General features: G+C 54.2%; 21 protein-coding genes. 2 read left to right on the forward strand and 19 right to left on the reverse strand.

Going from position 1 to position 23908, the window contains the following annotated elements; genetic code table 11:
* Nucleotides 1–125 precede the first annotated feature (125 nt).
* The 16 genes from KA369_22300 to KA369_22375 all read right to left on the reverse strand — a co-directional run bounded on the left by KA369_22300 (nucleotide 126) and on the right by KA369_22375 (nucleotide 17697).
* Nucleotides 126–1199, reverse strand: coding sequence for a hypothetical protein (locus KA369_22300; GenBank protein ID MBP7738723.1), 1074 nt, complete (start codon nucleotides 1197–1199; stop codon nucleotides 126–128).
* Between the two features lie 123 nt (nucleotides 1200–1322).
* Nucleotides 1323–2525 carry a hypothetical protein gene (locus KA369_22305; protein MBP7738724.1) on the reverse strand — a complete coding sequence of 401 codons (1203 nt, stop codon included), beginning with the start codon at nucleotides 2523–2525 and terminating at the stop codon, nucleotides 1323–1325.
* 176 nt (nucleotides 2526–2701) lie between these two features.
* On the reverse strand, nucleotides 2702–3388 hold the full coding sequence (locus tag KA369_22310; GenBank protein ID MBP7738725.1) for an NAD(P)H-dependent oxidoreductase: 687 nt from the start codon (nucleotides 3386–3388) through the stop codon (nucleotides 2702–2704).
* The gene (locus KA369_22315; GenBank protein ID MBP7738726.1) at nucleotides 3369–3920 is read right to left on the reverse strand and encodes a flavodoxin family protein; all 552 of its coding nucleotides are present in this window, start codon (nucleotides 3918–3920) and stop codon (nucleotides 3369–3371) included. Before KA369_22315 ends, KA369_22310 begins: the two co-directional genes overlap by 20 nt.
* 274 nt (nucleotides 3921–4194) lie before the next feature.
* On the reverse strand, nucleotides 4195–4560 hold the full coding sequence (locus KA369_22320) for a hypothetical protein (GenBank protein MBP7738727.1): 366 nt from the start codon (nucleotides 4558–4560) through the stop codon (nucleotides 4195–4197).
* A gap of 117 nt (nucleotides 4561–4677) precedes the next feature.
* A complete protein-coding gene (locus KA369_22325) occupies nucleotides 4678–5241 on the reverse strand; it encodes a hypothetical protein (protein ID MBP7738728.1) in 564 nt (187 codons plus the stop codon).
* Nucleotides 5242–5248: 7 nt separating this feature from the next.
* Nucleotides 5249–6319, reverse strand: coding sequence for a DUF1207 domain-containing protein (locus KA369_22330; GenBank protein MBP7738729.1), 1071 nt, complete (start codon nucleotides 6317–6319; stop codon nucleotides 5249–5251).
* 19 nt (nucleotides 6320–6338) lie between these two features.
* Nucleotides 6339–7673 (reverse strand): acetyl-CoA decarbonylase/synthase complex subunit gamma, encoded by a 1335-nt coding sequence (locus tag KA369_22335; protein ID MBP7738730.1) that lies wholly within the window; start codon nucleotides 7671–7673, stop codon nucleotides 6339–6341.
* Between the two features lie 119 nt (nucleotides 7674–7792).
* The gene (cdhC, locus tag KA369_22340) at nucleotides 7793–9997 is read right to left on the reverse strand and encodes a CO dehydrogenase/CO-methylating acetyl-CoA synthase complex subunit beta (protein MBP7738731.1); all 2205 of its coding nucleotides are present in this window, start codon (nucleotides 9995–9997) and stop codon (nucleotides 7793–7795) included.
* A gap of 238 nt (nucleotides 9998–10235) precedes the next feature.
* On the reverse strand, nucleotides 10236–12182 hold the full coding sequence (cooS, locus tag KA369_22345; GenBank protein MBP7738732.1) for an anaerobic carbon-monoxide dehydrogenase catalytic subunit: 1947 nt from the start codon (nucleotides 12180–12182) through the stop codon (nucleotides 10236–10238).
* 22 nt (nucleotides 12183–12204) lie between these two features.
* A complete protein-coding gene (locus KA369_22350; GenBank protein MBP7738733.1) occupies nucleotides 12205–13149 on the reverse strand; it encodes an acetyl-CoA decarbonylase/synthase complex subunit delta in 945 nt (314 codons plus the stop codon).
* A gap of 38 nt (nucleotides 13150–13187) precedes the next feature.
* Entirely contained in the window at nucleotides 13188–13406 is a 219-nt protein-coding gene (locus tag KA369_22355) for a hypothetical protein (protein MBP7738734.1), read from the reverse strand.
* Nucleotides 13407–13501: 95 nt separating this feature from the next.
* On the reverse strand, nucleotides 13502–14395 hold the full coding sequence (locus tag KA369_22360) for a bifunctional 5,10-methylene-tetrahydrofolate dehydrogenase/5,10-methylene-tetrahydrofolate cyclohydrolase (GenBank protein ID MBP7738735.1): 894 nt from the start codon (nucleotides 14393–14395) through the stop codon (nucleotides 13502–13504).
* 134 nt (nucleotides 14396–14529) lie between these two features.
* Nucleotides 14530–14925, reverse strand: coding sequence for a FosX/FosE/FosI family fosfomycin resistance hydrolase (gene fosX / locus KA369_22365; GenBank protein ID MBP7738736.1), 396 nt, complete (start codon nucleotides 14923–14925; stop codon nucleotides 14530–14532).
* Between the two features lie 40 nt (nucleotides 14926–14965).
* Nucleotides 14966–15724 carry an AAA family ATPase gene (locus KA369_22370; GenBank protein ID MBP7738737.1) on the reverse strand — a complete coding sequence of 253 codons (759 nt, stop codon included), beginning with the start codon at nucleotides 15722–15724 and terminating at the stop codon, nucleotides 14966–14968.
* Nucleotides 15721–17697, reverse strand: a complete 1977-nt coding sequence (locus KA369_22375) for a DUF4445 domain-containing protein (GenBank protein MBP7738738.1) — start codon at nucleotides 17695–17697, stop codon at nucleotides 15721–15723. Before KA369_22375 ends, KA369_22370 begins: the two co-directional genes overlap by 4 nt.
* Nucleotides 17698–18109: 412 nt before the next feature.
* Between KA369_22375 and KA369_22380 the strand changes: the two genes are divergently transcribed.
* Nucleotides 18110–19165: a DUF2279 domain-containing protein gene (locus tag KA369_22380; GenBank protein MBP7738739.1), complete on the forward strand. Its 1056-nt coding sequence runs from the start codon at nucleotides 18110–18112 to the stop codon at nucleotides 19163–19165.
* A gap of 29 nt (nucleotides 19166–19194) precedes the next feature.
* On the opposite strand, the gene KA369_22385 is transcribed toward KA369_22380, so the two are convergent.
* Together KA369_22385 and KA369_22390 are read right to left on the reverse strand one after the other, a co-directional pair.
* Nucleotides 19195–20964, reverse strand: coding sequence for a formate--tetrahydrofolate ligase (locus KA369_22385; protein MBP7738740.1), 1770 nt, complete (start codon nucleotides 20962–20964; stop codon nucleotides 19195–19197).
* Between the two features lie 108 nt (nucleotides 20965–21072).
* On the reverse strand, nucleotides 21073–21522 hold the full coding sequence (locus KA369_22390) for a hypothetical protein (protein MBP7738741.1): 450 nt from the start codon (nucleotides 21520–21522) through the stop codon (nucleotides 21073–21075).
* A gap of 690 nt (nucleotides 21523–22212) precedes the next feature.
* Between KA369_22390 and KA369_22395 the strand changes: the two genes are divergently transcribed.
* Nucleotides 22213–22443: a hypothetical protein gene (locus KA369_22395; GenBank protein MBP7738742.1), complete on the forward strand. Its 231-nt coding sequence runs from the start codon at nucleotides 22213–22215 to the stop codon at nucleotides 22441–22443.
* 25 nt (nucleotides 22444–22468) lie between these two features.
* Here the strand turns inward: KA369_22395 and KA369_22400 are convergent, their stop codons facing one another.
* Nucleotides 22469–23776, reverse strand: coding sequence for a 4Fe-4S binding protein (locus KA369_22400; protein MBP7738743.1), 1308 nt, complete (start codon nucleotides 23774–23776; stop codon nucleotides 22469–22471).
* Between the last annotated feature and the right edge of the window lie 132 nt (nucleotides 23777–23908).

Raw genomic sequence — 23908 nt, forward strand, 5'->3', positions numbered from 1 at the left:
GTAGTTGAATGGATTGTCAATTTGATTTTAATGATTTACCGGAGAAGGCTTGTCAACTTATGATAAAAGTTATTCCTCCCCCGACAGGGGAGGAATAACTTCGTAATGAGATCTCACCGGTGTTGTTATTGGCACCCTGACACGACAAAGGAGCCCTGGCCGGTGACCGTCCTTCCGCGTTCGTTGGAATATGAATAGGTGTAGTTGGCCAAACCGTTGCCTGTATAGGTAATGGTGCCGCTGCCGTCCCAGTACCCCGATATGGCCACTGTGGCGGTGCCCGAGGTCGGTGAGCATGTGCTCATCGGTATGACGAGACTGCTGAAGGTAGTGGTAACTATGGCCCCGGTCCTGACGTGCTCAACCTGGACGCTTCCTGACACGGTCCTGGTGCCCGCGGATGTATCAGCCGTGACATTGAGGGCTGTCGGTGTCGTCACGTGATGCTCGAACAGTAGGGTCCCCAGGCCGCTGTAGCCTTTCCGTGTAAGGTCCGTTGCTATGGTGAAGGTCCTCGATGAGCCGCTCACGGCGCTCCAGTTCACCGTGTGGGCCACTTTGCCTGAGAGAGTGCCGTTGGTAATGACGCCGCCGTTCCCTTCAACGCTGATATATGCGCCGGTGGCGTTCCTGGTGAAGCGCTTGTTGACCTGCGCCTGCTCGACTTTGGAGCCGGCCTGGAGCTTGGCCGATCCGGTAGCGCTGGCCATGCCGGACCAGGAGAGGAGGCCGGAGCCGCTCACCTTGAAGAAGCCAAAGGGGCCGGTGCAGTCACTGAATGTCCTCGCGACATAGAATGCGGTATTGCTCGAATTCCATGTGGCCGCGGTGTCGGTCACCTCAACGGATCCGCCGCCGGGGCAGGTGGCTGTAGCGGCTTTCGCTGAAAAAGGCTCCATCATGTTCCCCTCCGCCATGAGGATACGCTCATCAATCGTGGGATTTGCCTGCCACGATCCGGGGTACGTGACGTTGTATGACAGGCTCGTCTGTCCTGACGTGTTGATGTCCGCCAGGCTGTCATTGACCGTGTCCAGGGACGCCTGGGACATCTCCGCGATGGTGTCTCCCGATGACGATGCCATGACGGCCAGCAGGGCCAGTCCGGTATTGTTGTCATTCTTTTCGGATTTCTCGCACCCGGCCATAACAATGGCTGTCCCGGCCAGTAGCGATACTGCTATGATTCTTATCTTCATGTGTTCCTCCCATCAGAGAAAAAGTTGATATTCCGCAGGAATTAATCTCCTGCTGACCTATACAACGTTTTTCCCCTCAAAGAGTGCCACTGATCCTGTGTTTTTTTTAAATTTGTGAAATGTTTAAATTTTAATAGTCCAGAGACTTTTTCCGGTCTTGTAATCATACCCCATCAGCCCCACGCCCTTCAGCTGGAGCACCACCAGTCCGCCCAATCGCCTGACCTTGATGTTGTCCTTGGTGAAAAAGTGGCTCGAAAAGGAGTCATCCTCTTCATCGATCTTCATCTTGCTGAACATCCGGTCGGGAGTTACGGTCCACAGGCGGCTGCCGGTGGCCAGGTCGTAACAGTCCATGAGGCGGTTCGCCTTTTTCCCGATCTGGTCGAGGTACATGATGATGGCGCATTCTTTGTCCTGGTGGTAGATGATCCCTTCGAGGAAGATTTTTTCCGTGAGCTGTTTTCCCGTCGCGCCGGTGAAAAAACGAAGGCTGCTCTCGCTGGCCGCGTAGATTTCAAGGCTTGAAGCGTTATCCGCCAGCTTTCCCCGGGGACCGGAAACCAGGACCAATTTTTTCCGGGGCCCGCCGCTGTCGTCTCTGGCCATGACGGCCACCGAATCAGGGGTCCTGTCCTTGATGATCTCATCTCTCCATTCCCCCTGGCCCCTGTACAGGACCCCTGTCTCAAGACAGTATTTCACTCCCTGCAGCCCGTCCCTGGTGTTGATGGAGAGAGTCTTTTCTTTATCGTTATAGTAAATGTTTGCAAGCCTCCCTTTCAGGAGAGGATATCGGGAAGTAAATGTCCTTGTGTCCATGATCAATTGCGCAGTGGCCGCGTCGTAGGCTTCGACGCGGGGCTCGTTTTTGCCATACCCGCCCGTGATGATCCAGACCTTTCCGCCGGCGTAGGTTGACTCCAGCATTAAGACAATATCATCCTGCTCCGTTTCAATCTTATGAATGACCTTTTCCCGGGCCGGATCGTACACATAGGTCCAGGTCTTGCAGAAAAGGCATTTCGTTCCGATCGACGTGCGCCCCGGTGTTTTGGTCGATTGTACATATTTGAAGGAGCCGTCGGCCACGATCCAGAGGAGGGGAGGCCCTTCTTTCGACGGCGCCATGGTCACCGATAGGACGCTGCCGCGGATTTTATCCGGTGTCAGGTATGGGTACAAAAAAAAGTAAAAGGCGAGGATGCCGATGATGAGCGAGGGAATCAGCCATATCAGTTTTATGGCGCCCCGCGGTTTAATGCTCTGGAAAGAACTCTTTTGTGCCATGGTGCGAAGCTCCTGGGTCTCGCTGTATGCCAGCATGATGTTCTCAAATTCGCCTTTGATTGAATCCGAAGGCTTCCATCGGGTGGGTGCAGAAAGGCATCGGCTTCCTTCACTTATCGAGGATAGGTAAAGGTAATAACTTCCGAGTAATGATCTGTCAATAGAAATACAGGGGAAACTCTGTCATGCCGGTCATTGCCGCCGGATTTATATCAGGACTGATAGGGTTTGTCGAAGCGGCGCTCATAGGCGCCGTTCTGCTTCAGGGGCTTGATCCAACCGCTGTCAGCAAGGCCGGTGTGCAGCAGGAGCCTGATGAAGAATCTGCCGACAGGGGAGAATCTCTCCATCCCGGCGAGCTTTTTCATTATTATTGGATGGAACTCCTTGGTGACGCCGAAATGGCGGCCCAGGCTGCGAAAGGCCATGAATAGCCTCTTATTGAGAAAATCCGGCTTTTCCTGTATGCCCTCGACGCCGCCCTTGATGATCGTTCCGATGTAGCGTCCGTTCAGCCGCCGGGCCAGCTTTTCCAGGTAGCGCTCCACGTAGCGCGAATGGATCGCTTCGGGAAAGCCGGACTGCACGATGAACCCTATGGGCGGGAATTCCTTTTGTTTCTTTGACGCGCGGCCTTTGGGCTGCTCAGACCCCAGGGTTTCGATGAAGTCCTTGACTATGGCCGGCATGGAATCGGCGTAAAGCGGAAAGGCGATGATGACCGCGCCGGCAGCGCGGGCTTTTTCCGCGATGGAGGCATACTCCTTGACCCGCTGGAGATAGGCCACCTCGAAGGTATTCTCCGGGTAGGCCGCGAAGCCGTCGGTGAAATGCTTCAGCAGCAGGGCCGTGTTTCCCCCCTTGCCGCGGGGTGACCCGTTACAGATCAGCAATCGCATGAGTCACCTCCGAAACGGGCCGGTCCGTCGTGAAGGCGCATCGGAAGGATGTCCTGAAGTTGATGGCCTCACGGCGGTATATATCGGTAATGATGGCAATGTCTTCGTCGTCGGTGTCGGTCCCCCTTTGCAGGAGAAGGCCGATGCCGGGATAGCGGTCGTATCGTCCCCTGTGGTGGCATTCCCCCTCGACCAGGGCGAGGTAAGGATGGATAAGGGGGATGAACCGTTCGTTGGCGCGCTTGAGCAGGGCGCTCACGAATCCCATGATGACCGGCGACGCGAACAGGACCAGGTCCGCCGCCATGACGCTTTTATATATCACGGCCATGTCGTCCCTGTGCACGCAGAGCCCCGGCGTTGTGACCCAGCAGGTCCAGCACCCGATGCAGTAGCGGATGTCCAGCTCCCTGAGCAGGTAGGCCTGGAATGAATGGCCCCTGGCGGTAAGCCCTGACCCCAGCGACGCAATGTAGCGGTCAAGGTCCTTGCGCTTCGGGTCGGGGTTGCCGTTAAGGATAACTATATTCATGGTGCGCGGTTGTCGCCGAATTATTCAGTCCGGTAATAATCGCGGTGATACAGATTGACGTCAATGCATTTTTTATCCACGATCTCTATCTGTGGCGCGACCTCACCCCCCCGACCCCCTCTCCATGATATGGAGAGGGAGTATCAGGAATGAATAATTACAACTGAAGCCCTCTCCTTATTAAGGAGAGGGCGCGCATAGCGCGGGTGAGGATAAAAAAGGTAGCTGAAGGGCGTGAGGATTGATCTGCGTTTAAGGCTCAATGTTAGTCATTTCAATTGGACCTGCAGATGCTGATGGTCGAATCCTCCTGGTCGCCGTCATCGTAGCTGATATGGATCGATTCCCCCTGCATCCTGGTAATGGTCCCCTTGTAATACATGCCGCCCCTTTTCCAGTTGCACTGTACCCTGGTGCCGACCTTCCAGTCGATCTTTCTGATTTTTGACGCGGGAAGCACCGCCGTGTCGCCGTCGTCAAAGGAAACGTTGAAGTCCGCCCCTTCCATGCCGGTTATCCGCGCCGGATACCATTGGCCGTCACTCCACTGCCCGAGGATCCGGTCGCCTGTAGTCCATGCGAAGGCAGCAACGGTTACCAAAACCAGGATAAAAGCTGCTCCGTATTTCAATAGTCTCATTTCTACCTCCTTACCCGTTTGTTATGAGGAATTATGCATGTAATTGTAAAATAAATGATTTAATGGATTAGGCAAATGTTTTTTTAACGATGGAAGATTATTATTGAAGAAAAAGCCTTAAAAAAGGAAGCACACATCAATGAAGGGCATCGGCAGGGCGATCCGCCGCCCCTTTTTCCTCATGCCATTGCGGGTGTCGATCTTGTAGTCGTAATTGATCCAGCAGTTGGCGCCGATACGACAGAAGGGCGAGACGATGAAGCCGAGGCCCGCGCCGCCGCCGAAGGTGACATCGTTGATTATTCCGTTTATCCTGAAATAGGGGGATTTCCACCGGTAATGGGAATATGACACGCCGAAAAAGACGACAGGGTCGAGGAAATCGACCGGCGTCTGGATGTAGACAGCCGGAGCAAGCACAGCCGAAAAGAGATTCTCGCCTTTCTTCACTATGGGGCTGTTTTTCGTTCCCATTCCGTACACGTACACTCCCATGAACCTGATGGCAAGGGGTTTGATGAAACGGTATTCCGCCTCAACCGCCGCAGCTATGCCGGCCGTGGCAGTGCCGACCATCCCCTTTTTCCATTTCCCCCCGGTCTCTTCACCGGCAAGGGCATGGGTTGAAATTGCAAGGATTACCGCCGCGAGAATGATAATGGTTTTCTTGCTCACTCCCATGGGGCCCTCATATCAGCTGGAAGGTGAGGGTCAGGCTGTAATAGGTGGTCGAGAAATGATAGAACTGCCCCTCCTGTGAGGGCCCGTGGCTGAAGGTGAAAAAGAGCTGCATCTTCGGCGTGAAGCTCTCCCGGGTGGCTTCGAATTCTATCCCGATGGAATAATTCCCGTTTATGGCGAAGTGGTTGTTCTGCCAGTTTTTCAGATGGGCCGCTATGAAGGGTTGGAAATTGACGTTCTTCGCGACGCCAACGGCGCCGAAGGGCCTGAACTCCGCGCCGTATTCCACGTAGAAGGGATCGAACTTCGCCCCACTGAAGGAGTGATAAACGCACCCGAGGCCGGCGAAAAGCCTCACCTGCCTGATGATCGCGTAGGACACGAACAGATCGATCCCCTCGTTGCTGACGTTCTTGCGCCAGATCTCCGGGTAAAGCTGCATGAATTCGTCCCCGAGGTGGGACGACAGGTGCCAGAAGCGGAGCTGCAGCGCCAGGCTGTTGTACGAGTAGGATGTGATGAATGCCATGGAGTAATCCGCGTTGAGCAGGGTCGAGCCCTCGCGGAGCCAGCCCCGCGGCTTCTTGAAGGCGAAGATCGCCCACACGCACCCTTCGATTTCGGCCTGGAGATAACCCTTCTTCACGTCCCACCGGTAGAGAGGGAGGCGCGCGCCCAGGGACACGGCGCCGAACATCCTGTCCGATCCGAGGACATGGCTGTCGGAGCCATAGCGCGTGCGAAAGCGGTTGAAGGCGTCGTCATGGTAGCGGAGGCCGCCGGAGAAGGCCGCCCGGCGCGGATCGGCGATGGATGCGGGAAAGAGCCGCGATCCGGGGAAGAGCCCGGTGCCGCGTTTGGCCGCGTCTTCAGGCTTGCCGGGATCCGTTTCTTTGGGTGTGCCGCTTTCGGGCGTCTCGTTGTTCGCGCCGTCCCAGAGCTGACGGCCGCCGGGTTCCTTCTCGACCGCGGGACCGGGGGCGTCGTTCGCGGCGAATGCCAGGCATGGGAGAACCGGGAGACTGCAACAGATGAAGAAAATCAGGCAGGCTCGATGTATTCCATCCCGCGGTTTCATGGTGTCCGGAGCGCCGGCCTCAGGCCTGGTACTGTTTCAGGAAGGCCGGAATATGGGCCGCCTCGCGGGGACCGATGGTGATCTTCCAGTCTGCCAGCTCTTCTTCCAGCTCGCCGCTGATGGAGGCCGAATAACCCGGGATGACCAGGGAGCGGTGCTTCACCTTGTCGGCGATGCCGCTTTTCTTGACGTAGGAGCCGATGGCGTCCGCCACGAACTTGCCAGCGGCCCAGGCGGTGAGGACGCTCAGGCCCTCGCAGTCCATGACCAGGAGCCACGCCGGTACCCGGCTTCCCTCGATCTCGCCGGAGACGATAAAATAGGTGAGGGAGAAATTCGTGGTGATCATCACCGGGGAGTTCTCATCCGGGTTGTTGATCGGGTAGATGCCCTGCTCCGTGGCCATGGGGCGCTGGGGATCGGTGAAGATGTTCATCCGCTCCACCAGGAGGGGGAAGAGCCCCTCGCCGCGCAGCTCCGAGAGCACCACGATGCCCGCGTACTTGGCGATAAGGGCAGACGCGATCAGCGTCTCCTCGCGGTAGTCCTTCGCCATCTCGCAGGGGAAGGTAATGGTGGGATAACCCAGGGGCCGAAAGGCGCCCTTGACCGCGGCGCGCCGGATCACGACCTGGTCCTCGAAGGCTTTTTTCAAAGTGCGGGCCCCGGAATCGATGATGATTTCCTTCAGGCCCATGGCTGAGAGCTTCTGCGTGAGCTCGATGACCTCGTCGATGTTCGCGCCCTTGACCGCGACCGGGCACTTGTTGTCCAGGGCGAGCTTGCCCATCGCGTCGGCGTTGGCCTTCGTGGCGGCGTAGAGGAGGGGCTTTTTCGCGGCCACGTGCTTCAGGGCTGCGCCGAGGATGTCGGCGTTCTCGCTCATGAGGATGAGACCCGCGTCCACCGCGCCGGCAACCTTCTGCGCCAGCTTCTCGAAGGAGGCTGCGTCGCCCTTCTCGGATTTTATGGCAACCAGGTCGGCCGCGAGCTGGACCCCGACCCGCTCGTATCGGAGCTCGATATAGGATTTCAGGCGCCGGTCCACATCGGCGTCGGCCATGGTATCGCTGACCAGGACCGCGATGCCCGTGGGGCTCACGAAGGTCTTTTCATGGCGGAAGAGGACCGTCTCGCCCCCCGTCTTGAAGGGGCCGATGGCGGCGGTCATGACCGGCGGCGCCGACGCCGAATCGAGCTTCGCCTTCGAAGCCTCGGATACGTGGGGACACTTGGCCAGCTCCGCCTGTCCAGCCGCGAGCTTCATAGCGAAGGCGAGGCACGTCGGCACCCCGCAGTCCCCGCAGTTGGTCTGGGGCAGCAGTTTATAGATTTCAATTCCGGTCATTCCCATGATGTGATCTCCTCAATAAATGTTTCTCTCCCCTCCCTTGATGGGAGGGGCCGGGGGAGGGTGAAATCGTTTTATCACCCCCACCTGTCCTCCCCCATCAAGGGGGAGGGATTTTATGTCTAAAACAGCGGCTCCATCGTCAGGGCCGGGTGCTGCTTCTCCGTGAGGAAGTTGATGATCGCCTCCTCGGTGGTTCCCACTGTCTCGTCCGCGATCCGGTCCAGCAGGTCCGGCATGCCGATCTCGGCCGCGCGCTCGTTGAAACGCTCCCTGATCTCTTCCTTCAATGATTTAGGCATCCACACCAGGCGCTTGATGCCGCCCTCGGCGTGGAGGAACTTTCTGCTCGTGATATAGTACTTGCTGTGACCCACGAAACCTGGCGTGATGTTGCCGCCCCCGACCATGCCGGCCAGGGTGGTGAACTTCATCCCGGACGGCGTCATTGATGACGTATCCCGGTCGACGGTCATGACGCCGTTGCAGATGGGGAGGATCGCAGCGATGCACTCGAAGCATCCGCAGGAGGTCATCGGGTTTCGCATGATGCTGTAGGCGTCCACGGTGGCGACCGTTCCCCGGGAGGCCTTGGCCACGAAGTCGTCCACGCCCTTCCACCGGCCGTAGCGCGCATCAAGGACGGCGCCCTTGTGCACCGGCTGGTTCGGGCCTGTGGGATTGATCTCGAAGGAGGCCTTGCAGTCGAGCCAGTTGTAGGCGCCGCAGAGCCCGGTCCGCTCCGGCGTCACCACGCACACGTGGTTCGGCGCGAAGGACTGGCAGAGGAGGCAGGAGTAGAAGGGGTCCGTGTCCTCGTCGGTCATGCCGGCGATCCGCTCGTCCCGCTGCTTGTACAGGGAGCGGGCCTTTTCCAGGATTCTCTTGACCTCGTTCTCGTCGGTATAAATGGTCACCTGCACCTTATCGAAGATCTTGCCGAAGTCCTGGTGCAGCTTCGCGTGGAGGATGCTCCCCAGGTGGGCCATGCGGAATCCCTTGTCCACGGCCTGCTTGCTCACGCGGAGCCAGGCGATGTCGCGCTGGCCGATGTGCATGATGCCCTGGGCGTAGTTGATCAGGTGGTGGATCTGCCGCTCCAGAATCGGCTCGAAATCGGGCTGCATCTGGCGGCCCGCCACTTCCACGTAGATGGCCATGGGAAGCTGGCTTCCCGGCTTTACATCGGTGATCTCCGGTCCCACGACCTCGATCTTGTTGTCGGTGACGGCGTTCATGTCAGCCGAGACCACGAGCTCCACGGCCGGGGTACGGCCGCCTCCCGCCTCAAGGTAGATATCATCGCCGCGTACCCGCTCACCCTCGAAGGCGGGACCGTAGGCCACGGGGACCGGAACCTTGCTCACGGTGACCTTGAGTCCCCGCACCTCGATGGCGCGGGCCACGATGGCGTCGTGGGGGATGTTGGAGACCACGTGCTCGTAGGTGCACACCCCCGTGGGGAGGATCTGCGGCGTCGGCGTATCGGTGATGATGGGAAAGCCGTAGTTGATGCAGCCGGCTCCGTTGGCGTACCACTCGTCGTTCACGAAGCCGAAAGTGATGCCGAAGGCGAAGACGCGGTCCTTGTTGTATATGAGTATCTTCCGGTAGTCGCCGGGATCGATGCCGCCGAAGGACATGGCCGCCCTGGTGGCAAAGCCGATGGAGAAGACCGTGGCGGTCACGTCCGATCCGAAGGGCACGAGCCTGGTGGGCCAGCCGATCTGCACGCCCTGGTCGATGAGCTGCTGCGACATGGTCTTTCCCTCTGTGTTGGCGCTCATGAACACGTACAGGTTCTTCTGCTGGAGCTCCAGGGCGATCTGCGCGGCAGCGGCCGCGTTCTCCGGCGCTCCCAGCATGGCAGCGAAGCCCGGGGCCGTTCCGTCGACGAACTCCACGCCGCGCTTCCGCATGATGACGTCGTCGGCGGCGCCGAGCCAGATATTGTCGTCCCGGGGGTCCTCGCCGGGCACGTACACCGACGGGTTGTCGATGTACTTGATCGCCTCGATGAGCTCCTCCGCGAAAAAAGTCGCCATGCCCGCGTCAAGGGCCGGTCCCAGGTAGGGAAGGTGATGGTTCTCCTTCACCGGAGGCGGGAGCAGGTTCCTGCTCACCTTGATCACGTGCTCCATGTCCGAAAGCTTCTGTACCTTGTATCCCATGATGCCGTATATGACGGGCAGATAGTACCCCGTGTTGGGGAAGGCGACTTCCCTGTTGGGGCCGTAGGCGTCGATGGCGCGCTTCACTTCTTTCTCGGCGCGGTCAATTATGGAATAGGCGCCCCGTATCGCCGCTGATGCTATTATCTTGGACACGATCGTTCTCCTATATCAATCTTCTATATCTTTACCCCCCCTCACCCGCACTTACGGGGCTCGCCGAGCGCTTTTTGGCCGTCCTGGCCGCGCTCGGCACTGCGACATCCTGTCGGGAGCCTCTCCCATTAAGCTTAGAAAAAAGGAGAGGGTTTCCGTAGAATTTACTTCCTATTCCCCCTCTCCTTTTTTTAATTTTTCATGGGAGAGGGGGCAGGGGGTGAGGGCACTTTTTCTTCTACGCCAGATCCCTTCTATCGGCCATGTCAAACAACACGCGCTCCCGCGCCTTGTCGATGCCGAGGTCTTTCCGCTTTTTATCGATATGCTCGATCATCTTCCGGGCCATCTCCTTCGGGTCGGCGGCGAAATCCCACTTGCCGCCGTAGATCTTTTCCATGTCCCCGAAGAGGTGCTTCGTGAGCTCTTTGCTCCCGGAGGTCGGCCAGGTGACGCCGAAGACCGTGTACACGCCGGAAGCGACGAAGTACTGGCCGATGGAAATGGCCTTTTCGCTCATCCACTCCGGCGCCGCCCCTGCCGCGGGCAGGTCGCTGATGTCGTTCCCGAGGCCCCCGTCCTTCACCACGGCCGTGGCAGCGATGAGGATCCGGCTGTTGTCAACGCAGGAGCCCATGTGGAGGACCGGCGGGATGCCGACTGTTTCGCACACCTCGGCGAGGCCTGGGCCGGCGAATTCACGGGCGGCCTCGGGCGTGAGCAGTCCCTCCTTGCCGAGGCCGATGGCGGTGCAGCCGGTGGTGAGGACCAGCACGTCGTTCTTGATGAGCTCCTTGACCAGGGTAAGGGTGTTGCCGTCGAGCTCGGTGCGGGCGTTGTTGCATCCCACCACTCCGGCAAGGCCCCGGATCCTGCCATTTATGATGTTGTCATTTAAAGGCCGGTATGACGCGCGAAAGGTGCCGCCCAGCATGTAGTTCACTGTCTCGTGGCTGAAGCCAGCGATCATGGGCGATTTTGCTTTCGGGATAAGGACGTCGCTTTTCCGGTTCCGGAAATTCTCAACGGCGGCGGTCACGATGGCCCTGGCCGAGTTGAGGGCGTCGTGCTCGTTGAATTCCATGCGCACCGACCCGGTGATATCGGCCTTCGGGTTGGTGGTGATGAGCTTTGTGTGGTAGCATGACGCCACGCTCTGGAGCGACTGCATCACGCACTGCACGTCCACGACCATCGCCTCCACTGCGCCGGTGGTGATGGCCAGCTCCTGCTGCAAGAAGTTCCCGGCGATAGGAATGCCGTGGCGCATAAGGATCTCGTTGGCGGTGCAGCAGATGCCGGCGATGTTGATGCCGTTGGCGCCATGGGACCGGGCAAGCTCGATCATCTGCGGGTCCCGGGAGGCGATAACAATCATCTCCGAAAGGAGCGGCTCGTGGCCGTGGACGATGATGTTGACTTCTTCTTTTTTGAGCACGCCCAGGTTTACCTCGGCGTAGACCGGCACCGGCGTCCCGAAAAGGATGTCCTGGAGATCGGTGGCTAACATCGATCCGCCCCATCCGTCTGCCAGGGCCGCCCTGGTCCCCTGTTTTATGAGACTCTTATAATCCTGGTCGACGCCCATGTGGGTGCGGTGCATGATCTCGACCACTTCGCGGTCGATGCCCCGGGGAACGACGCCCTCCTTCCGCCATATCTCCTGGCGCCGCTGCGGCGCCTTCTTTACATAGGCAAGCTCGCCGCTCTGCTGGCCGAACATGGCCAGGGCCTTCTCACCCACCTCGACTGCGATGGCCTTCGTCTCTTTTCCCTCGACGGTAATGCCGAGGTCCATGGCCACGGCCAGGAGCTTCTGCTCGTCCTTGATGCCGTAGCCGGGGATCTCTCCCTTCGCGGCGGCCAGGAAGATTTCAGCCACGCCGCGGCCATGGTCCGAATGGGCCGCGGAACCCGCGGCGATCATGCGGAGAAAGTTACGCGCCGATATGGTCTCGGCCGTGGCGCCGCAGAGGCCGACCTTGCGCACGGCCCCGGCGGTCTTCGGCTCCGGCACCCGGCAGGGGCCCATCCCGCAGTGCTTGCAACAGTCCCCGGCAGACCCGATGGGGCAGGGCTTGAGCTCGGCAGCCTTCTCGAACACCGTGCTGACCGAGTCTTGTTTCGCTTTTTCGTATATCTCCTGCGATGCCTTGTCGGCAAAGAGTTTCTTTTCTTCTGACATGTGGCGCTCCTTGTAGTATCTTCTATCCCATCAAACTCTGAATCATCTTCTTCATCTGCTTCACCGATTCCGGGTGGCGCAGGATGAGGATGTCCGCGCCTGCCAGGAGAAGGCTCGTGGCGGTGACGCATTCCATCAGGATGCCACGCTCTTTCGCGTTTCCCAGCTTCGGGTCATCCGCCTCGGCCGTCTTCGCCTCTTTCGTTTTCCATACCTCGATGCCGACGTTGCAGACGAGGGGGTACTGCAGCTTTTCGTCCTCCTGGGTGAGGGCGGCCATGCGGTCCCTCTCCATGACCGAGTATGTGTACTCCAGGCCGTAGCCCAGGGCGCCGGTGGTGGGGTCCACAAGGATCTTGTCCGCCGGAACGCCCAGGTTGCCGAGGAGGATGTTCAGTTGCTTGGCCAGGTTCACGTCGATGGGGGAGGAGGCCACGGCCACATGCTTGTAGGCCAGGGCGCCGGCGCCGATCTGCTTGTAGTCTCCCTCCTCGACGGGTCCCATGGAGAGGTTCTTTCCGTCGCATTCCTCGGCCAGGATGCGCAGCACTTCAGTGTCCTTTTCATGGTTGCTCACTCCCCAGAGGATGACCGGCACCTCCACGGCGGCGATGACTTTCTTGGCGATATCCGCCGCTTCGCGGGCCGCCCGGTTCATGCCGTTTGGATCGATGCTGGTCAGTTGGAGCGCGATCATGTCAGCGCCGTATTCAGCCACGTTCTTCTTGGCCCAGGCCGCCGGATCGTCCAGGACATCGGCAAAGGGCTCTACCGCGGCTTCTGGCCATTCTTCGGGCCTGTGGTCAAAGACATCCATGGCGATCCTTGGCGGATGGGGCATGGTCCCCTCGAAGAGGTGGAAGGGATAGGACGTCGCCCCGCCCACGGTGACCGACTTCACGCCGGTGCCGAGGGTTATCTCCCTGATCTTTCCCGAGTAGTTTATTTTGGGTATATCGAATGCCATGATGTTCCTCCTGTTTTGCCCCTGGTTTAAACCAGGGGTTATCTCTTCTTCTCGCTGCCGTACCATTCGCCGGAGTACCAGTAGCGCTCGCCGTTTTTCAGGTACCGCAGCATCTCGTTCCTGTCCATGAGATGACCGCGCCATCCCCGGTCCTCGCCGACGCCCCTGCTCTCGGGATTTCCCGGCGCGTAGGTCTCGCCAAGGACCTTGACTTTAGTTCCGGCGTGATCTTCTTTTTCGATTGTTTTGTATTCCATAATGAGCCTCTAATTCTTTTACTCCCCCCTGTCCCCACAAGGGGCATCAGGGATGAACCTGAATCGTGTGCCCCCTCAGGGGGCTAGGGGGGTCTTTACTCCAACGGCATCCCCGCCGCCAGCTTCGCTGCCCGTACCGTGTTGAGCATCAGCATGGTTATGGTCATGGGGCCGACGCCGCCCGGCACCGGCGTGATGATGCTGGCCTTCTCCTTCACGGCGTCGAAATCGACGTCGCCCCGGAGGATCGCCTTGCCTTCCGGTGTGTAGCCGATGCGGTTCACGCCCACGTCGATGACCACCGCGCCTGGTTTCACCATGTCAGCGGTCACGGCGTTCTGCACGCCTGCGGCGACGATGAGAATGTCTGCGCGAAGGGTATGGGACTTCAGGTCCTTCGTCCTGGTGTGGCACACGGTCACGGTGGCGTTGGCGTTCTTCTGCTTCTGCACGAGCATCATGGCGATCGGCTTGCCTACGAGATTGCTTCTCCCAACCACGACCACATCCGCTCCCTCGATGGGCACGCCGGAACGGACCAGCATCTGCTGCACGCCATAGGGCGTGCAGGGATAGAACCGCGCGTCGCCGATCATGATCCGCCCCACGTTTGCCGGGTGGAAACCGTCCACGTCTTTGTCCGGATTGATGGCGTACAGTATGTTGTTTTCGTTGATGTGCTTCGGCAGGGGGAGCTGCACCAGGATGCCGTGGATATCCTTGTCTTTATTATACTTATCCACGAGCTTCAGTAGCTTTTCTTCTGTTATATCAGCCGGCTGGGTGTCCTGGATGGAATGAAATCCCAGCTCGTGGGCGGCCTTCTGCTTGCCCGTCACGTAGCTCATGGACGCCGGGTCTTCGCCTACCAGGATGGTCACCAGGCCAGGGGTGATGTTGTTTGTTGATTTAAGGAGAGCCACCTCTTTTTTGAGCTCTTCCCGTATCTGCGCGGCGATTTCCTTGCCGCTGATGATCCTTGCAGTCATGCGCTCCTCCCGATATATGGGCAGGTATAGTAAAATTGATTCTGTATCAAATAAAATTTATTAATTTATTAAAAAAATATCATTGAATGCGAGGTCCCCGTAGGCGGGGTCACGTGACCCCGCCTACGGGGACCTCAATAATTCCTTAACCTTTCGTCCAGGGAGCCTGTGTGCAGTTCAAAGAGATGATTGTCATAATCATAGAAATAAATTGATCTGCCTTCTCCCTCAATCCGGTTTCTGTCATGTATTGTTTCAAGGCCCAATGCGGCTATCATATCAGTATACCTATCAAAATCATCATCAGAAATGGAAAAAGCTATGTGATTATAGGATTTTTCCTGCAATGAATCACCTTCCATGATGGCGAACCAGGCGTCATTGATCAAAAAGAATTTCTCCTTTGATCTCGAATGATAGTTATCGCCGCTTGAATAGACCTCCCTGGCGTTGAATATCTTCCTGAAAAGATCCGCTGACCGGTCAAGATCTTTTACTATTAGTGTAATATGGCTGATACCGTGTATCATGATAATTCATCCGTGAAGGCTCGGTTGCGCAACCGCGCCTTCACGGGAGTATCCTCCCCAGCATCTCTTCAAATCGTCCCACGGTCTTCGAGCTGTCCGGCAGGTCGAGGAGGGGCACTCCCTTGATCTCCGACTCCTCTATTTCCGTATCCATCGGGGTATATCCCAGCAACGGGATGCCGGTCTCCTCTATGCCGTTGAGAAATTCCTGTTCCAGCGTCTCCGGCGTCCGGTTCACCAGGAGATAGCGTTCACCCACATCGATCTTGAGCTCCTTCACCAGCCCGGCTATGGTCCTTACGGTCTTGAGTCCCTTCAGGGAGTAATTCGAGCAGAAGATCAGCGTATCGATGCGAGCCGCGGTCTTCCGGCTGAAGTGCTCCATCCCGGCCTCGTTGTCCACCACTACGTATTTATAATTGCCGGAAAGGTGATCGAAATAATCTTTTAAAATGGAATTGGCGGCGCAGTAGCACCCGGGTCCGTCGGGACAACCCATCACCAGCATGTCCATGTCCTTACCTTCTTTTAATATCTGGTGGAACTTCATGTCAAGGTACGATTGCTTTGTCATCCCCGCGGGGACCTGGGCGCGGTCGCGCATGAAATCGGAGAGGACCGTGCCGATGGTGTCATTCACCTTCACCCCCAGGGATTCGGCCAGGTTCGCATTGGGATCGGCGTCCATGGCAAGGAGGGGCGTCTTCCCTGCTTTTAGTAGATGGCGGATGATCAGCGCCGACGTCGTGGTTTTTCCCGTCCCGCCCTTGCCAGCCACAGCAACAATCCTGCTCATCATGATTCCCCCTGTGCCGTGCCGCATGTCCCGCCGATATTCCTGAACTTCTCCATGACCGTGGGAAAATTCCTGATCTCGGTGTGGGGGAAGAAGAGGGACGCAACGTAATGATCCATGAAGGACTTGTTCTCGCTCAGCTCGAAGTTGGTCATCTTGGCCGCGATCATTTCTGCTTCGGCGAGCAGCTCCCGCGACAGGGTGGCCAGACGGGCCCCCTGGAGGGAGCTGTTGCCAATGAAGGAGAAGCGCTCCACCGGGAGATCGGGGAAGAGTCCCGTGACGATGGATTTCTCGATGTCGACGTAGCTCCCGAAGGCGCCGGCGATGATCACCTCGTCGAGGTCGTTGTGTGTGAGGCCGACACTCTCCAGGAGGGTCTGGTACCCGGCGTACATGGCGCCCTTGGCCCGCATGAAGTTGTCGATGTCTACCTCGGTAATGACAATGTCGCCGTCAATGCCGCTCCGATCGGCGGTGACCAGCACGTATTCCATGCCGTCGCTGCCGCGGCGCAGGCGGGTTGAGCTTAAATCTGTCCTGAATTTTCCATTCGGTTCAAGGAGCCCTGTTTCAAGGAATTCCGCCACTATATTGATAATGCCGGATCCGCAAATCCCCTTCGGCTTTTCCTCGCCGATGGTAAAGACCACCGGCTCGCAGGTGGCAGGGTCGATGCGGACTTCCTCGATGGCGCCGAAGGTGGCCCGCATGCCGTGGCGTATGCCGCCCCCCTCGAAAGCCGGACCGGCGGAGCAGGAGGCGGTGACGAGCCATTCCCTGTTGCCCACCACGATCTCGCCGTTGGTGCCGATATCGATAAAGAGCGTATTCTTATCGTGTCGATAAAGGCCGGAGGCGAGAACTCCGGCCACGATGTCGCCTCCGACATAGCTGGAGATCATCGGCATGGCATAGAGGTACGCGTGGCCGGGGAGGTCGATGCCGAGGTCGGACACTTTGACCGGCGGCATCTGGTTCACCACGGGTGTGTAGGGAGCGGAGCGGATGTAGCGCGTGTCAAGGCCAAGAAGGATATGGGTCATGGCGGTATTGGCCGCTATGGTCATATGGGACACGTCTTCCCGGCGGACGCCGCTCTTCCTGAGCAGGTTTTCGATAACACCGTTTATGGTGGCAACAACGGTTTTTTGGAGCATGGAAAGCCCCTCTCCCTTCTGAGCGAAGACCATTCTGCTGATAACATCTTCACCATATCGGATTTGCCCGTTATAATCGGATGCCTCGGCTTTGGTCTCACCGCGAGCCAGGTCAATGAGCTCGCCGCAGACCGTCGTGGTGCCCACGTCGATAACAATACTGTAGTGGCATGATGCCGTATCGCCCGCTTCGATGTTGATGATGCGGGGATGGCTGCTTCCCGGTTTTGTCCCAAAGCATGTGTGCAGTATTGTTATCGTGGCCTTCCAATCGCATTCCCTGAGGGCGCCGGGGAGCCTGCGGATTGCCGGGTAATCTATGGTCAAATCATTAATATTGTGTTGTTTTTTTAAGGCCCGTACTATACGCGACAGGTCGCTCGCATTGTCATCAGTATCAGGCGGATCGACAATAATGGTTTTTTTCTCGATAACGGCTTGATGGGTGCCTGACGTTTTCTCTACATCGCGTCGGATTGCCAGCCTTCCTGTGGCCTTAGTGATCTTAGGTGCGTCAAGTATCCCCCGGTGTAAGCGTGACTCCGGCGGAATCTCAACTTTCAGCGGCGTTTCAACATAGCTTAGGCAGGCGAGACGATATCCCTTCTTATAATCCTCGTCGGATATCTTTTCTGTTTTACCGCCCGTAACACTACCTGTGGTGACCATTACCCTGCATTTACCACAGGTTCCCTGACCACCGCAGGATGAGTTTATATGAACACCGGCCGCATGGGCGGCGCGCAGGAGGTTCTCGCCCTGGGGCACTGCTACTGTCACGTCATCGGGCAGCAATATTATATCGATTCCCTGCATAATATTATATTACTATATCAAGATATATCAATATAGTAATATAATATTATGCTCCTGTCAAGATTAATTTTTTAAAAAATATACTGAAGAACAAAGACATTCAACTATTAATTGTGAATTGGGAATTACATATTAAATTAATGGAAGGTAAGTTTGCATCAACGATAATATGTCCGACTGATCGGTAGGAATACTTACACCGTGTTTTATTGCGGAATTAAATATCTAGCTGGAGAGTTGATCTAAACATAATGGTGTTTCTGATTATAAATAATAATTGAGGGACTTAGATTTATCATCACATAGTTAATTATGAAAAAATGGTTGACACGAAAACCCTATTATTTAACCATTTGGTTAAATAATGTTAACCAAATGGTTAAATGATTATGGGCATGCGGAGGTTTATCTTATGACAGACTTGCCAATAAAAATAGGCCGAGTTGCTGTCAACATAATCAAAGAAAGAATGATTTCATTAATCATGATATGCACGATAACAATCTTCGCAGGTCCGGTATACACGGCTTGTTTTGTGTCGAAAAACCTCGGTGGAATTGCTTTTGCGGCGGAAAAAACCGAAAAAAATAAATCAGAAATTAAGAATGATGAGATTGATTTAGATAAGAATGATGAAGTTAAACGCGATGCACTGCGCTATATCTATTCAGTCGGTTTTCCGGGCCTGACCTTCGCCTACGCTTTTTCCTCCTGGGGATGGGGTAAAAGAGATTATTGGAAGTGGTCCCATGAGGGATTTTTCGAACATAATACCCATTATGGAGGGTTTGACAAGATCGGCCATCTGTTTACACATTACAGCGCCATGCGTCTCAGTTGCTCTGTGTTTAATTATACGGAGCGCGGTTCGAATATGCGATTTCTCTACGGGGCACTGCTGACGTTCCTCATGGGCCTTTCAATAGAAATCGGGGATGCCTATTCCGGATACGGCTTTGCATATCATGATATCATTTTTGATTCCGCAGGCATATTGATCGGCGGACTTCTCGAAGTTTTTCCCAAGGTGGATGCCTTCATCAGCCTGAGCATCGAATACTGGCCAAGTGCCTTTTTCAGGAAACATCCGCAAAAGTTATTGCTGTTATTCGACGATTTCGGCGGCATGATTGTGATGGCCAACATCAAGCTTGCCGGTTTTAAGGAAGTGGGGATCAACATCCCGAATTTTATGCGCTATATAATGATTGACGTCGGTTATGGCGTGAAGGGCTATACTTCCTATGACCGCCGTGTTGCCTGGGATAACTATCACCTACCAATGAAATCGCAAAACTTTTATATCGGAATATCTATTAATTTTGTGGAAATAGTGAAAGACTTTTTCAAAGACCAGCAGAGCCTTGCATGTAGGGGCACCCAGCAGGTTTTTAAATATTATCATATTCCGGCGGGATACAAGCATCGCTTTAATTTAAATGGAAGCATGAATACGCCACGAGATTGACTTTTTTGTATTCAACAGATTGTTATCGGTTAGAACACTCCGATAACCTTTCTTCTTTCGATATCAACATCGATACGCCGGAATGCAGGATCTGAAGCAGTACCCGGCATAAGGCTGATGGCGCCAGCCACCGGAACAACAAAGCCCGCTCCCTGGTAGGTTAAGATATCCCGTACTGGCAAAACCCAGCCGGTTGGAACGCCTTTCAGGTTGGGATCGTGTGAAAGAGACAGGTGGGTCTTTACCATGCAGGTGCCGAGCTTTGATAGCTCAGGATCGGCATCCATTTTTTTCAGTTTATCCTCTGCATCGGGAAGGTATTTTACGCCATCGGCACCATATACTTCTTTGGCGATAGTTTCGATGCGTTTTGATAACGGCATGGAAAGATCGTAAAGAAAATTGAAATTGTTTTCATCCTCACAGGCGTCGATGACCGCATCTGTGAGTTCCAGAGCTCCATCGCCGCCCTTCAGCCAGTGTCTCGAAACGGCCACTCGAGCCCCCGCGGATTCTGCCTGGCGTTTGATCTCAGTGATCTCTGCGTCTGTATCTGTTGAAAAGGGATTGATGCACACAACGGGGCTTATGCCCGCCTTTTTCACAGTCTGGATATGGCGAATAAGGTTCTCGCATCCCTTTTCCACCAATCCGACATTCTCCTCTGTATAAACGGGGTCAAGGGGATGGCCCGGAGGCACCGGTGGACCGCCGCCATGGCTCTTCAGAGCACGGACCGTGGCAACGATGACCGCGCAATGTGGGCGGAGGCCGCTCATGCGGCACTTCAGGTTCCAGAATTTCTCGAAACCGATATCGGCGCCGAAGCCGCTTTCCGTTACATGGTAATCGGACAGCTTGAGCGCAAGCTTGTCAGCAGCTATGGAGGATTGTCCTATAGCTATGTTCGCAAAGGGTCCGGCATGAACGAAAAGCGGTTGTCCTTCCAGCGTCTGGAGGAGGTTTGGCTTCAGGGTGTTGAACATCCAGGCCGTCATGGCGCCATCAACCTCGAGGTCAGCTGTGGTGATGGGATCGCCAGACTGGCTGCGGGCCATTACAATTTTACCGATACGTTCCCGCATATCCGCCATGCTTGTTGATACAGCCAGGATAGCCATGAGCTCGGAGCTTGCCGCAATTTGGAACTTGGACTCCATGAGAAATCCATCCGTGGTGCCGCCAAGGCCGATAAGAATCTTCCTCAGGGACTGTGCGCAAAAATCGATGACCCATCCCATCTCAACGCTTCTCGGGTCTATGCTGAGCCTCCGGAGGTTTTTTGATGCGAGCATGGCATTGTCATAATTGAATTCATGTTGCATCCTGGCGCTTAAGGCAACCATGGCCAGGTTGTGGGCGTTCATAATATCGTTGATATCGCCGGTAAGTCCGAAGGAAAAGGGTATCAGTGGAATACATTGTGAGAGACCACCGCCGGCGGCGCTCCCCTTGATATTCATGGTGGGACCTCCGGACGGCTGGCGGATGGCACCGGTTGCTTTTTTACCCCTTCGGCCAAGGCCCTGTAACAATCCTATCGTGGACGTGCTCTTCCCCTCTCCGAGCGGTGTCGGGGTTATTGCCGTTACATCGATATACTTGCCGTCTGGTTTTTTCTTGAGTCGCTCCAGGACCAGTTCAAAATCGACTTTGCCATAATAGTGGCTGTTTGGTAATAGTTCTTCATTGCGGATGCCCAATTCTTCGGCAAGCCTGTAAACAGTTTTCATTTCTTTTTCGTATTCTTCTGCTATTTGCCAGTCTGCCAATTTTGTAGGATCCGGTTTTAACAACACATTCCTCCTGATGAATCTTCAAATGAACCTTGTATTCGAACATCCGAAAACATGGTATATTAATCAAGAAATTTTGTGTTTTATATAGTGAAATTGCACTATAAGGGGTTAATAGTCATGGAAAAGAATTCCCATATTTGCGGGGAATCCCCATATTAGTTTCCAGCAAAGTATTCCATTAATTGTTTCTTTTATTAGAATGTAGTTTGTAAAATGATACTTATCTTTGATTGTTGTTTTCATCAATTCATCAAGGTATTTGTCAACAGCCATAGCAAGAATGTGCGAGACAGACATCTTGAGGAGTTTTCTTAAATCCAAAAGACACTCATAATCATTCGGTCTCAATCGTATATGGAGGGTATTCCATATCCCATGATTGTTCCTGCTTTGATATTTTATTCTTTTACCATGACAGACATGATGAGGGGTGTCATCCATAACCTTCTTGAATAGAAGGATTATCAATTCAATTCGGGACAGGCCTTTCCTGTGAGCCGCGTTATTAATTTTTTTTAGAAGGTGATTCTGAATATTAAGAGTGGTTTCAATGATCATCTGGTTTTTCCTGTTATAACTCGTGTATATTATATAAACGAATAAGAAAGGAAAAAATAAACGATATTTACTGACCTATTGTTATCGGTTTTCCATGTTTTTGAAATTTATTGATAATACAAGATGATCTGAATTTGCAAAAACTTTTAGGATCTTTACAGGAAATACACTCTTCGCAATAATAAGCTGTATACTTTGCGCAGAAATAAATCCCTTCTTTGTTATTATGCTTAAGACATTTTTGTAACATGGTGATTTATTAGATAATTAATATATTTTAAAATACTTAAAAAATATTGTTTTGACAACAATGAATTAGATTTTATGCCAAATATTAAAAAATGGAAGTAGTAAATTCATTGTTATAGAGAATGGTTTTAATACTTTTAAAAATTTACTCGAACAGACCCATCTGGAATTTGATTATCTAGATTGTTATCGCCACAACGTGTATCAAAATAAAAAAAAATTGAAAACCATAGATTTCCAGTATGTCGCACATTAAAAACCTATTGGTTAACATATGATCATTTTAAATTTCTGTCGGATTTATTAGTTAAATGCTAATTTATGTTGCTTATAATGTTGATTTTATATATTAATATTAATATGTTTATCATAAAAAGCAGTGTCATGGACCATTTCTTTATAGATCAATAGAACGTAAATACAGGTTCAGGAGGGAGTGCGATGCTATCTAAAAAAAACACGACCGAACAGGCGGTCTCGAAAATCGGCATCCTGCGAAATAAAAAAAAGAAAAGTGAAGCAACCATTGAATTTTCCGGATTTCAGGATGAGATAAGAATACTGGCATATTACAATTACATCAAGAGGATGAACGATAATACGCCGGGTAATGAAATAACGGACTGGCTGGATGCGGAAAAGAGTGTTCGGTCTAAAAAGAGCACCCATTGATTAATCCGATCGGATCCTCCGAAAATTATAATTTCATAACCCATCCTTTGCCCTGAAGGGCAACGCCTTTTTTCATCACGTCGAGAAAGCGGGAACGCATTTGTTCGCTCATGAGATTTCGTTTAACTATCGGAATGCGGAGAAATCCTCCCACCAGGCCCCGCATAAATTTCTGCGTCACACTCTCCGGATTGTCGAAGATCTGGTTTTGAAGTGTGCCAAGCTCCAGGTTTCTCAGAATTACCTTTTCAAATACGTTTTCCGGGTGCAACACGCGGCTTTTCCGGTGGGTCAGCTTCATTGCGTTTTTTGGGCATTTGACCGCGCAGACGCCGCAGCCCAGGCAGTAGGCGGTATCGATGACCGGTTCCATCCTTCTTTTTGATCCGGGCCTTTGCACGGGCCGCATCTCAATTGCATCTATCGGACAGGCTTTTGCGCAAATGCCGCAGCCGGTGCATTTCTCATCGTGGCAGAGGGCAATGTAGTTCGATGTCGCAACCGCATTGGCGTATCCGTACTTGCTGATGCCGGAGAGAGCTACGCAGCAGCACTTGCAGCAGTGGCAGATGAAGGTTACATTGTTCTTCACGTTGTCGCCGCAGAAGGCAAGCCCCAGTTCCCTGGAGCGGGCGATGTTTTCAAGCATCTCCGTGCGGGACACTTTTTTCGCCAGCTTGTTCCTGATCCAGTAGTCGGCCGCGTAACCGAAGGTGGAACAGGTATTGAGAGGCATGGCGCAGCCCTTGATGCCGGCGTGCTTCTTCTTGTGCCGGCAGGAGCAGGTGCCGATGGAGAATGTCTCGTGATCCCGGATGATGGCTTCGGCTTTTTCGTAATCCAGTATTTCCGTGTATTCAGATTCTTCGATCGAACCCTCATGGGGGATTGAACGCATAATGGATATAACCTGGTTGTCATCATGGTTGACGTCGAAAAAACCGCCGGTCAGGTATTCGTTGAAAAGGCCGGCCCATTTTTTGTAATTGAGCTCTCCCCGGGTGCGCATCATGGTGAATTCGAAGACGCCGATGACCATGGGAGAAGGCATGTAGTGGTATTCGTCCTGGGCCCACAGGTCGATGACAAGGCCCTTGTGCGCCAGTCCCTCCAGGATATTTTGGAGCTTCGCAGGCTCAAAGCCGGTGATGTCCGATATCCGGTCGAGGGTGGCAAGTCCGTAGGGCATTGTGGCAACCACTTCGGCCTCTTCAGGGGTGTATAGCTCTTTCAGGATTTTGTTCAGTGTTTCATTTCTTGGTATCCTGGTGCCGAGGCCGTCTATTTTTTCGCCCAGTTGCAGATATAGTTCTTTTGGTCCGAGATGTCCCATTCGTTTCCCCTGAAATTGTTTTCGGTATGATGGAGTGAATAATGGTCATGTCAAGTCAATATTAAAAAGAGTACAATTGGATTAGTATTGACATTTATCTTTCCTTATTATCATTCAAAAAGTAGTGATGAT

It is taken from the genome of Spirochaetota bacterium (assembly GCA_017999915.1).
In the GTDB taxonomy this organism is placed as follows: Bacteria; Spirochaetota; UBA4802; order UBA4802; family UBA5550; genus RBG-16-49-21.